The sequence below is a fragment of the Micromonospora sp. RTBAU3-60 genome, assembly GCF_054963695.1.
In genome coordinates this window covers 27,437-38,376 of record NZ_JBUEGB010000022.1, presented here as the reverse complement: position 1 = coordinate 38,376, position 10,940 = coordinate 27,437, and the positions used below count along the sequence as shown (strand labels likewise).

The 10,940-nt window shown below is 70.0% G+C and carries 9 protein-coding genes and 1 pseudogene; 4 read left to right on the top strand and 6 right to left on the bottom strand.

Features of this window, described 5'->3' with window-relative positions; genetic code table 11:
* The first annotated feature begins 71 nt into the window (after window positions 1–71).
* A complete protein-coding gene (locus ACY34I_RS21800; protein WP_462756922.1) occupies window positions 72–1,250 on the top strand; it encodes a trans-sulfuration enzyme family protein in 1,179 nt (392 codons plus the stop codon).
* Window positions 1,251–1,477: 227 nt separating this feature from the next.
* On the opposite strand, the gene ACY34I_RS21795 is transcribed toward ACY34I_RS21800, so the two are convergent.
* From ACY34I_RS21795 to ACY34I_RS21785, 3 genes are read right to left on the bottom strand one after another with little or no spacing between them, the layout of a single operon-like run.
* Window positions 1,478–2,605: a ScyD/ScyE family protein gene (locus ACY34I_RS21795; RefSeq protein ID WP_462756920.1), complete on the bottom strand. Its 1,128-nt coding sequence runs from the start codon at window positions 2,603–2,605 to the stop codon at window positions 1,478–1,480.
* 12 nt (window positions 2,606–2,617) lie between these two features.
* The gene (locus ACY34I_RS21790; RefSeq protein WP_462756918.1) at window positions 2,618–4,036 is read right to left on the bottom strand and encodes an RNA-guided endonuclease TnpB family protein; all 1,419 of its coding nucleotides are present in this window, start codon (window positions 4,034–4,036) and stop codon (window positions 2,618–2,620) included.
* The gene (locus ACY34I_RS21785) at window positions 4,033–4,176 is read right to left on the bottom strand and encodes a hypothetical protein (RefSeq protein ID WP_462756916.1); all 144 of its coding nucleotides are present in this window, start codon (window positions 4,174–4,176) and stop codon (window positions 4,033–4,035) included. The genes ACY34I_RS21790 and ACY34I_RS21785 overlap by 4 nt, the downstream gene beginning before the upstream one ends.
* 296 nt (window positions 4,177–4,472) lie before the next feature.
* Between ACY34I_RS21785 and ACY34I_RS21780 the strand changes: the two are divergent.
* The 3 genes and pseudogenes from ACY34I_RS21780 to ACY34I_RS21770 form a co-directional block, all read left to right on the top strand.
* A pseudogene (locus tag ACY34I_RS21780) lies at window positions 4,473–4,571 on the top strand (IS5/IS1182 family transposase); the annotation flags it as partial.
* A gap of 110 nt (window positions 4,572–4,681) precedes the next feature.
* Window positions 4,682–5,008, top strand: a complete 327-nt coding sequence (locus ACY34I_RS21775) for a carboxymuconolactone decarboxylase family protein (protein ID WP_462756914.1) — start codon at window positions 4,682–4,684, stop codon at window positions 5,006–5,008.
* Window positions 5,008–5,589, top strand: a complete 582-nt coding sequence (locus ACY34I_RS21770) for a carboxymuconolactone decarboxylase family protein (protein ID WP_462756912.1) — start codon at window positions 5,008–5,010, stop codon at window positions 5,587–5,589. Before ACY34I_RS21775 ends, ACY34I_RS21770 begins: the two co-directional genes overlap by 1 nt.
* Window positions 5,590–5,783: 194 nt before the next feature.
* Here the strand turns inward: ACY34I_RS21770 and ACY34I_RS21765 are convergent, their stop codons facing one another.
* The 3 genes from ACY34I_RS21765 to ACY34I_RS21755 are packed head-to-tail and all read right to left on the bottom strand — an operon-like array spanning window position 5,784 to window position 10,931.
* A complete protein-coding gene (locus tag ACY34I_RS21765) occupies window positions 5,784–8,918 on the bottom strand; it encodes a golvesin C-terminal-like domain-containing protein (protein WP_462756910.1) in 3,135 nt (1,044 codons plus the stop codon).
* A 37-nt stretch (window positions 8,919–8,955) separates the two neighbouring features.
* Complete coding sequence (locus ACY34I_RS21760; protein WP_462756908.1) at window positions 8,956–9,612, bottom strand: bifunctional 4-hydroxy-2-oxoglutarate aldolase/2-dehydro-3-deoxy-phosphogluconate aldolase; 657 nt, start codon at window positions 9,610–9,612, stop codon at window positions 8,956–8,958.
* The gene (locus ACY34I_RS21755; protein WP_462756906.1) at window positions 9,609–10,931 is read right to left on the bottom strand and encodes an ABC transporter substrate-binding protein; all 1,323 of its coding nucleotides are present in this window, start codon (window positions 10,929–10,931) and stop codon (window positions 9,609–9,611) included. Before ACY34I_RS21755 ends, ACY34I_RS21760 begins: the two co-directional genes overlap by 4 nt.
* Window positions 10,932–10,940: the final 9 nt, after the last annotated feature.

Sequence of the window (10,940 nt, the reverse complement as noted above, 5' to 3'; positions counted from 1 at the left end):
CCTGACCAGCAGCCGACCGGGCCGGCCCACGCCGGCCCGGTCGGCCGTCCCGTCTTTCGAGAGGAGCACTGTTGACCGGCCCCAGCACCAGCGCCGTGCACGGCGACGACGGCCTGAACCCCGGCGGGGCGGTGGCGCCCCCGATCGTGCAGAGCGCGACCTTCAGCGCCGAGTCCGACGAACGGTTCACCGCCATCGCCACCGAAACCCGGGGCAGCACCTTCTACACCCGCTACGGCAACCCCAACCACGCCCAAGTGGCCGCCGTGGTCGCCGAACTGGAAGGCGCGGAGACCGGTCTGGTCACCGCCTCGGGGATGGGCGCGATCAGCACGATCGCGCTGGCCCTGCTCTCCGCCGGCGACCACGTGGTGGTGCAGCGCAGCACGTACGGGGGCACCACCTCGCTCGCCACCGGCCTGCTGTCGCGCTTCGGGGTCTCCTGCACCCAGGTCGACCAGACCGACATCGGGGCGTTCGCCCAGGCGTTGCGCCCACGGACCCGGCTGGTGCTGGTGGAGACGCCGAGCAATCCGCTGCTGGAGCTGACCGACCTGGCGGCCGTGGTCGAGTTGGCCCACCCGGCGGGTGCGCTGGTGGTGGTCGACAACACCTTCGCCACGCCGGTGAACCAACGTCCGATGAGCGCCGGGGCGGACCTGGTCTGGCACAGCGGCACCAAGTTCCTCGGCGGCCACTCCGACGTGTCGGCGGGGGTGGTCGTCGGTTCCGCGGAGCTGATCGAGCGGGTGTGGCAGACGGCGATCGTCACGGGCAGCACCCTCGGCCCGGTGGACGCCTGGCTGCTGCTGCGCGGCATCCGTACGCTGCCGCTGCGCGTGGAGCGGCACAACGCCAACGCCCTCGCCCTGGCCCGGGCCCTGGAGGGGCACCCGGCGGTGGCCCGGGTCCGCTACCCGGGGCTGCCGTCGCATCCCCAGCACGCGCTCGCCCGCCAGCAGATGAGCGGCTTCGGCGGGGTGCTCAGCGTCGACCTGAAGGCGGGCCGGGCGGGGGCCGCGGCGCTGCTGGCCGGGCTGGGGCTGGCCAAGCGGGCGGCCAGCCTGGGCAGCGTCAGCACCCTGGTGGTGCACCCCCGGTCGATGTGGGCGGGGATCGTGGACGCCGAGCAGCTGGCCGCCAGCGGCATCGGGGACGGGCTGGTCCGCGTCTCCACCGGCATCGAGGACACCGCCGACCTGGTGGACGACTTCCTGGCGGCGCTGGACAAGGCGACCGACCTGGGTTAGTCAGCCCTGCTGAACACAGCCACCGGTGTTATCGCCCTCGGCGTGATGTCCGGCCGGGCCCCGGCGCTGCGTCGGTCGCGAGTTCGACGGCCAGCGGTCCGCCGCAAGCCTGGTGTGAGTGAGGTGGCCGGGCGCGTGACTGTGTGACGCGCCCGGCCATGCCATCCCCGCTGAAACGAACGGCGCGTTGGCCGGCGCGCGTCGCTTCGGCACAGGTGCCTGATCGGTCAGTGACTCACACGCAGCCGCAGGACCTCGCCCTGGCCGACCATCGTGCCCTTGTTCGAGATGTAGATGGTGCCGTCGCGGTCGACCGCCAGACCGGTGGGCGTGACGAGACCGGCCCGGGCGAGTTCGCTGCGCGAGCCGTCGCGCTCCACTCGGATCAACGCGCCGGTCGGGTCGCCGCTGAGCAGGCCGTTGGCGAAGATCTCGAGGACCAGCAGCCGGCCCTTGTGGTCGAAGGCGATGTCGGCGATGTTCGTGAAGCCGTCGGCGTAGACGGTGGGCGCCTGGCCAGGCACGACACGCCACACCTTTGCCGCGCCGACGGGGAACGGGAATCCGGTCAACTGGCCGACGTAGAACGCACCGCCCGGCCCCGTCGTCACCGTGGTCGGCACGAACTGCATCGGGATGGTCGGCCCGCCGGCCGGGTTCGGCGTCGGGGTGGTCGGGAAGACGGCGAGCGGGGAGATGCGGCCCCTGCGGTCGAGCCGCAGCAGGGTGTTGCCGCCGGCATCGGTCGCCACTGCCTCGTCCCGGTACGGCACGAGGCCGTACGGGTTGCTGTCGGGCCCGGCGCCGGGCTGGTCGCCGTCCGGGTTGTTCATCCCCTCCCACGCGGCCAGGTCGGCGAACGAGCTGGCACCTGCCGGTCCGATCCGCACGGTCTGCCCGATGAGCGCACCGGCGACACCCAACTGGGCCCGACGCTGCGGGTCCGTGCCGAGGCCGATGGTGACCAGCGGCCCGGCCTTGGTCAGCGCGATGTCGTGCGGTCCAAGGACTTCGGACTGGGTCGGCGTGCCCAGTGACGCGAGTCCGGTGACCACCCGCTTCTGCTGGCGCCCTCGAACTGCGGTGATCGCGCCCGTGGCGCCGAGGCAGAACTGCTGGTTACCGGCGCCAGTGAGGCATGGCCCCTGGCCGCCTCTGCCGGCCTCGGCGACGAGCACCACTCCCCCGGGTGTCACGGCGAGGCCGCGGGGGTTGTCGAGTCCGGTGGCGATCACCGTCATCCGGTTGGCGTGGATCTTGCTGGTGGCCGCGGTCGCCGCGTGGGGTGCCGACGCGATCACGAGACCGGCGACTGCGACGGCAACGCCGGCAGACCGGAGCTTTAGCCTCACCATTGGGTCTGCTTCCTACTTCTTGCTCATTGCTGAGCGGTTCGGATGGTTCGCTCTCCGCTCAGCGGTGGCTGGGCTGGAGTCCTGGACCGGCAGTCTGGTCCGGTGGCGATCGGTCCGTTCCTGCAGGATCTGCTTCACCCGCTGGTGTGGGGTGTGCAGGGCGATGTCGGGGTCGCCGGCTCTTTGCAGGATGTTGATCGCGGCGTTCACGTCTGCCTGCCACACCACCCCGCACAGGGTGCAGTGAAACCTGTCCCCGCTACGCCGACCAAAGGCGCCGCAGCGGTGGCAGGTTTGTGAGGTGTAGGCGGCGTTGACGGGAACGAGCGCAGAACCTCTGCGCTCCGACACGCTCTTCAGCGCCTCGGCGGTGACTCCCTTGGTCCACGCGGCGAGACGCCGGTTGATGTGCTTGGGTAGCTTCTTACGCCCGGTGAAGGCTTTGGTGAGGTCCTCGGCGATCACGGTGCCCGCTTTGTCGACGATCTCGTGCACGGCGGTGAAGATCTCCGTACGCACCCGCGCCCGATGCCGAGCGGCCTGCCGGTCCCGCTTCACCATGCCAAGGTTGTTGACCTTGATCCGGTGCGCTTTCGCGTGATCACCGCGCAGGGTGGCGGTGTTGGCGATTGAGCGCAGCTTCGCCCGCCGCCGGTTACGTTCCTTCAACCGGTCCGACTCGGCGGTCAGCAGGTCGCCGAGTTGTTGACCGTGGGGCTGCCCGTCGGAGTCGGTGAGGGCTTCGGTGTAGCCCTTGTCCACACCGACCCTCCGGTCGCCGCACGGCCGCTGCGACGACCGCATCCCCGCCGCGTCGATCTGGTAGTGCACCTCGACCCGACCCCCGCGCAGGATCAGCCGCAACGTCCCCGTCGGCGCGACCGTCGTCGACAACGGGATCTTGACCATCTTGCGGGGCTCGAGACCGGGGATCGCCAGCCACAACCGGCCCCGCCCATCAACGATCGTGTTGTAATTGTCGGCGCGCACCACGATCTGATCGTGCGTGCGGTTGCGGCCGCGTTTCCAATGCTGGCGCATCTGCCGAGCCAGGAACGGATCGTCAGCCCACTGGTCAGCCTTCAACGCGCCGAACATCCGCTTACGCTCGGCCGGATTGCTCGTGCGTCGGCTGATCGCCCGCCGGACCTGCACTTTGGCCGCCTCGCGGTTCGCGGCGATGTCGGCCATGGCGTCGCGGACGGTTTCCTTCCACGCATTCGCCAACACGGCGAACTGCATGTGCGTGCCGTCGGCCAGCCACCGGTCCCGCACCTGCCGATCCCGCAACCCCGACCCCACGCCTGTGATCGAGCCGTAGCGCTGCCACACCTCACTACGTACCCGACCCAACCGGCGGGCCTGCTCCACCAGGGCGGCGTACTTGCCCGGATTCAGCCGGGCCGAGTAGGAGATGCGGGTGACCTTCACCGATTATCCCCCACGGTCAGGTCCGCCCCTCTGAGTTCCTTCTCGTAGCGGCGCAGACCGTCCAGCCGGCCAGAGAAGGTGTGCACGACCGAGCGGCCCACCCGCTTAGCAAACACGCCGATCCGATACACAGTACCCACAATAGTCCATTGTCGACAGCTCTAGAAAGGGAAGCAACCACCAGTCGCTGCTCCTTATTTCCGAATCATGTCGTGTGCATCGGGGACAACTGGCGCGACGCTAACCGGGTTCCGGCGGCATTGTTGTCAGGTGTACGACCGCCCAGGTCGCCGGGCCCCTGCCATGTCGGGGACCAAAGCCCGCGGCCGTAGCGCCTTGCCTGCCGACCCGACGGTCACCACCTCGAACACCATGGCGGGTGGCGGCGAGCAGCAGCCATTCGTCGCACCCCTGCCCTCCGCGTTATCGGGGGAACCTCAAGCAGTGGCGTGACCTGGCCACCCGCTACGCCAAACGACCACCCCTGTACCGGATTAGCCTCGTCATCATCGCCGCCATCGTCTGGCTCTCATGAAACCGCGTAGGCGGACAGGCCTTCTTCGGCCGGGTGTCGGGTTCGGCGGCGCGCCGATCGTCGTATACATGAGGGCAGATAGCCGGGTTGATGAGGAGGCGGAGGACGCGATGCCGGACGAGGACAAGAAGCGAGCAGCGCACCGAGCGCTGGTGGATCGGATCCTGAACGGAGAGGGCAGGGCATCCGCGGAGCAGCGAGCTCGTGCCTTCGGCAACGAAGGCCAGTCTCCGCCGTTGGACACGCTGATGGGCAAGGTCGTCACGACGCCGGCGCAGGTCACCGAGGCGGACTTCGCCGCGGCGAAGGCGTCGGGCTTCACCGAGGACCAGCTATTCGAGCTGGTGATATGCGCTGCGGTCGGCCAGTCCGCCCGGCTGTACGAAGCGGGACTGGCGGCCCTGGCCGAAGCAACCGTCACCGGAGAGGCCGGATAATGCGCCTTGACATCCTCAACCGCGGCTACAGCCCCGCAACCAGGTTGCTGTTCGCGCTGATCCGGCTGTTCTCCGGGCACCCGGTACCAGACGCCGCCAAGCTGGTCTTCTACCGGCCCGATTTCTACGGCGCCCGGGCAAAGGAGTTCACCCACGAGGCGATGCGCGGGCCGTCCGCCTGGTCGGTAGGCGACCGGGAGCTGATGGCGGCCTACGTATCCAAGGTAAACGGGTCAGCGTTCTGCATAGCCGCGCACACCGCGATCGCTCGGCGGGCATACCAGGACGGGCCAATGGTCGCAGCGGTGCTGGCCGACCTGGAATCGGCCCCAGTGCAGGAGCCACTGCGGGCAACGCTGCGGATGCTCGGCAAGCTGACCGCCGAAGGAAGGCTCAGCGCCGAGGACATGCGGGAAGTGCTATCCGCCGGCGTCTCACGCCAGCAGGTCAAGGACGCGCTGGCGGTCTGCGTCGCGTTCAACACGACCGACCGGCTCAGCGACGCCTTCGGCTTCGAAGTGCTCAGCTCCGAGGGCTTCGAGGCAGGAGCCAAGTACCTACTCAAGCGGGGTTACCGATAGCGCGTGCAGCGCCCGCCGCAACGCCTTGCCGGCCACGACGGCCCAATCGTCCAAAGACGCGGCACGGGTGTACTCGCCCTTGGCCTTGGCCAGGCCTCCCCTGCAGCTGCGCGTGGCCGGGAACCTGCGTGACTCGCTCGGAGTGCTCGGCGGCTCCCCTCCGATTCGGGAGGCGGAGCCGCCGGGCAGACGCGTCAGGTGACGCGCAGGTTGAGGTGGGCCAGCCGGCGACCGTCGGCGGCCTTCATCACGAGTACGTAGGTGCCGGGCACCCCGGCCTGCGTGGTGAGTACGGTGTGGACCCGGTGCTGGTCGTCCAGCTCGAATGGCAGCTCCCGCTCGGTGCCGTCCGGTGTCCGCTGGGTCAGGCTGGCGATGTGGTCCGACGCCGGCGTGCCCGTCCCGTCGACCAGCGTGAACCGCACCGGCAGTGCGCGGTCCGTCGCCATCGGCCCCGCCGTCTTGAGGTCGACGACCGTGACCCCCCATTCGGGGGCGCCGGCATCCGAGACGACGTAGTCCAGCCCGGCCTTGATCGGGAACTGGATCGCTCCGGTGACCGGGTCCGTCGTGAAGGCGACGTCGGCTCCTGACGAGTCGCGTACCACGATGTCGTCAGCGGACCAGGTGGTGTTCTTCGCGGTGATCCGGCTTCGGGTGGTGCCGTCGCTCGCGGTGTAGGAGAGCGTGGCGCCTGGCGCGGCAACCGGGTAGACAGTGGCCCGCACGCCGCCGGCGGCGACGTCGTCGCCTGGGTCGCGGGCCCCTGGGTCGTGGACGAGGATGCCCGTGCCGCCGACGAAGGCCGGGATCTTGCCGAACGGCTGCTGGTAGCCGGTCAGGGTGGTGGGCCCGGAGAACCGCTTGCCGGTCTCGATGTCCATCCATTCGCCGGCCGGGAGGTAGACGTCCCGGGCCATCGCCGTGTCCGTGTCGCTGCCGTACAGCGGGGCGACGAGGAGCGACGGCCCCAGCATCCACTCGTACTGCTTGGTCGCGGCGGATGCGAGGTCGCGGACCTGGGGGTCTTCGGGGAACGCCACCGGGAGCGGCGTGGCCGTCGACGGATAACCCGTCTCGTACGCGGTGACGGCCGCCGAGTAGATGTAGGGCTGGTATTCGGCGTGCCACTGCGCGGCCTTCAGCGTCGCCTCGACCAGGACCGGGTCGTTCATCCGCCACGGTTCGTTGCCGAAGGACATCGCCGGCGACATGGCCGCCATCATGGCGTTGCGGGTCAGATACCGCTGCTTGGAGGTGTTGGTTTCCAGGTCGCTGATGATTCGGCCACCCACGATGTCCGGATAGAAGTTGGGTTGTCCGCTGGCCGCGTAGGCCAGCCCGTTGACTACCGTACGGTCGCGGTCCTTCGGCCCCTGGTTGTAGTCCGTGTCGTTGATCCGGAGGATCGATCCGGCCACGGAGAAGGCGCTGTTGCGCACCATCATGAGTGCGCCGTCGTCGTTCAGGCCTTCGTTGATCGGGTTGACCAGCGCGTTGTTGGCGTAACCGTTCGCTGTGGCGTCGTACATGTGGTCTTCCTTGTAGCCGTCAGCGCCCCATTCCCGGCTGCGTGCCACGAACCACTTGACGGCCTCCGTGTTGTCCGGGTCGATCAGGTACATCGCGGTGTTGGGGAAGGACACCGGCCGGAAGACGCGTGGCTTGCCGTTCGCGTCCTTGATGAAGTAGCCGCGTTCGATGCCCACGGCGGTGCCGTCGCCGTCCAGGGCCGGGTCGTACGTTCCGCCGTCGGCGGGCAGCGCCCGGAAGGACTGGCGGGCGCCGAGCAGCAGGCTGATGCCGTGGTCGTGGAAGAACTTCTTGTACGCGTCGGGATCTGGATACTTGGCGCCCCAGAGGCCGAAGCTGGAGGTTGTGCCCTGGGCGCTGCCGGAGCCATAGGGCCAGAAGCCGGAACCGGTGACGACCCAGCTGAGCGGGAAGCCCTTGTCCAGGTATGTGGTCACCGAGTCGGTGATGGTCCGCTGGTTGGTGTTGTAGCCGAGGGCGCCGTACGACTCGTATCCGACGCCGAAGAGGGTGTAGTCCGGCTTCGCGTCGTGGTAGCCGGCGCTGCGCCGGACCTCGGCGTAGCGCTGGTAGATCGTCGGCATGTCCCCGAAGAAGTAGTGCAGTCCGGACATCGCCGGGCCGTTGACCCCGAGCAGGGTGGCGGCGTCGTCGACCTCGACGGCCAGCCGTCCGTTCGACAGCGCGACCTGGGCGAGCTTGCGGCCAGGAAAGACCGTGAAGGTGGAGACGAACCGTTGGTTTGTGGTGCCCGCGCTGTTCTGGGCGTAGTAGTCGAGGTTCTTGATGCCGTAGGCGTTCAGGTCGGTGCGGTATCCGCCCAGGTCACCGAGGCCGTAGGCGGGGTTCATGCCGCCGGCGAGTTGGGCCCGGACGGTGCCGGTGCGCGGGTCGCCGGCGGTGATCCGCAGGTTCACGGAGTGCTCCGCGGGCGCCACGGCGACATCGGCCGTGCGGCCGTTGGAGAAGGTCACGGCGAACCGCACGCTCGACTCGTCCGCCGCGGTGAGCGTCGCCGCCACGGCGTCGCACACGGATCCGTCCGTCGCGGCCAGTTGCAGCCCGGCCGTGGGGTGCGGTGCGGCGGCCGGCGCGCCGTCGACGTCGAAGCCGTACCGGAAGCCTCGGCGGTTGATCGACATGCTCCAGTGGTCACCGGCCACCGACACGATGGTGTCGTGCTGCGCCAGCCGGTAGGCGGGGAACCGCTGCTCCGGCGCGTCGACGTTCGGTGCCACCGAGTCGTCGGTACCGCAGTCGGCGGCGGGTTCGCCTCCGTCGCCGGCCACCTGGAGCAGCCGTACGGCGTTGGCCCGGGTGATGACGTTGAGGTTCGGGGTGGTCACCGCCGGGCCCGCGGTGGCGGTGACGGTCAGGCTGAAGGTCTGTCCCTGGTCGAGGTAGGTCGACCCGATCGTGCGCCAGCCGTTGCCCCCGGTGGCCTGGTTGACCACGGTGGGAGTGTCCGGCCCCCCGGTCCAGGCGTACTCCGCCTTGGCGTTGTCGACGCTCGCCGCGTAGTAGACGGCGAGGTCGTACCGGGCGGAGGCGGGCGCCACGGCGGTCCAGGTGGCGGTCGAGCCGGGCGTGCGGCTGTAGCGGGACAGCGATCCGGCGTATCCCGGGTCCCGGGCGTTCGCCCAGGTGCCGGTCTCGGCGTAGGCGCCGGGCGTCGACGGGGTGACGATCAGCGTCTCGGCCGCGGCCGCCGGGGACGGTGCGGTGAGAATCGTCAACGGCACCAGCAGCGCCGTGATGAAGGCGAGAAGGAGTCTGGGTCTGGGACGAGCAGCCATCAACTGCACTCCATCCTGAAGCAGCGTCCGGGTGAGGTCAGAGAGCTGGGGAGAGAGGGGGCTGTTCGGGCCAGGGGGCTGACCCGGCCGCGGCCAGGAAGGCCCGCGCGCGTCGGCGCAGCGCCGCCCAGTCGCCGGCGGCGATCTCCGTGCCGTTGGCGAGGGAACTGCCCACCCCGACGGCGACCGCCCCCGCTGCGGCCCAGCCGGGCACCGACTCGACGGTCACCCTTCCGGTGGGCGCCAGGGGTACGTCGGGCAGGGGCGCGCGCAGCTCACGCAGGTACGCGGGGCCGCCGAGGCTGGCGGGGAAGAGCTTGACGAGGCTGGCGCCGGCGGACCAGGCGAGGTCGACCTCGGTCGGGGTGAGTGCGCCGCAGACGACGGGGAGCCGGGCCGCGGCGGCCTTGGTGAGCACGTCCTCCCGGGTGGTCGGCGTCACCAGGAACTGGGCGCCGGCGTCGCGGGCCCGCGTCACGTCCGCCACGGTGCGTACGCTGCCGGCGCCGATGGCGCACGATTCGCCGAACTCGGCGCGGAGCGCCGTGACGGCGTCGAGGGCTCCGGGGGTGGTGAGGGTGACCTCCACGGCGCCCAGCCCGGCCTCGGCCAGTTCTCGGCCGGTGCGGAGCACCGCGTCGGGGGCGGGCAACCGCACGATTGCGATCACCCGCGCCCCGCGCAGCCCGGTCACTTCGCCAGCGCCTGCATCTGTTCCCGCGCGGTCGTGAGGGCGTCCTTGGGCGACGCCTTCCCGACCAGCGCGGCCTGCACCTGGGTGGCGAGGGCCTGCTCGATCTGGGCGAACTGGGGGTAGGTCCAGAACGGGTCGGGCTCGGCGTAGGCGCCGATGGCGGTGGTGAAGTCCTTGGTGAACTTGTCGGCCTGCACCTCGCTGGTGGCCAGGCCGCTGGTGGTGGCGGGCGGGAGGCCGGCCTTGGTGAACCACTCGCCGGTGTATTTCGGGTCGCTGGTGATGGTGGCGGCGAACTTCGCGGCGGCCCCGGCGCCGTTGCCCTGCACGACCGCGATCGCGTGGCCCCAGGCCAGGTTGCGGGGCTTGTCGCCCGCCGTACGCACGGGGCGGGCGATCGGCTGCAGCTTCTCCGCGAGTTGTTTGTCGGGTGCGGTCTTGGTGACCGCGCCCCGGCCGGCGACGGCGTCCTCGTAGTAGCCGACCTTGCCCTGGGCGAAGAGGGCACGGGCGTCGAACCGGTTCATGTCCGGCGCGATGAGCTTCTCGTCGTAGAGCTTCTTGTACCAGGTGAGCGCCGCGACGCTGGCGTCGTCGCCGACGATGATCTTTCCGTCCTGCACCACTGGCGAGCCGAAGGCCCACATCCAGGCGATGAAGTCCTTGAGCTGGTCCACCTTGGTCATGGCCGCCCACGGCACGACGCCGCCGCCGAGGCCCTTGAGCGCCCGCAGCGCCTGCTCGAACTCCTCGATCGTCTTGGGTGGGGCGGTGACGCCGGCCTTGCCGAGCAGTTCGGAGTTGCCGATCAGGCCGATTCCGGCGGTGGTCCAGGGCAGTCCGTACTGGGTGCCTTTCACCTTGGCGATGCCCAGCGCGGCCTCGGTGTAGCCGCCGCTGGCCGCCTGGGCGCCGAGGTCGACCAGCTTTCCGGTGGCGGCGAGCGTGGCGAGCCAGGCGACGTCGACCTGCACGGCACCGGTGAGGGTGCCGCCGCGTACCTGCAGCAGCACTTGGTTGAGGTAGTCGTTGTACGGGTACGAGGCGGTCCTGATCTTCGCGCCGCTCGTTCCGGCGTAGTTGTCGAGCAGCGCCTGGAGCGAGTCTTTGGTGGACGCCTCGTTCAACGACCAGCCGGTGAACGCGAAGTCCTTGGTGCCGTCGTCGGTCGCCGCGCCGGAGCCGCCGGTGGATCCGGTGGACGGGGCGCACGCGGACAGGGCACCCGCGGTGAGCATGGCGCCGCCCGTGACGCCGAGGAGCTGGAGCAGGTTGCGGCGGGACAGGTGGGTGGTGCGGAGAACAGGTCGCGTTGACATCTGGAATCC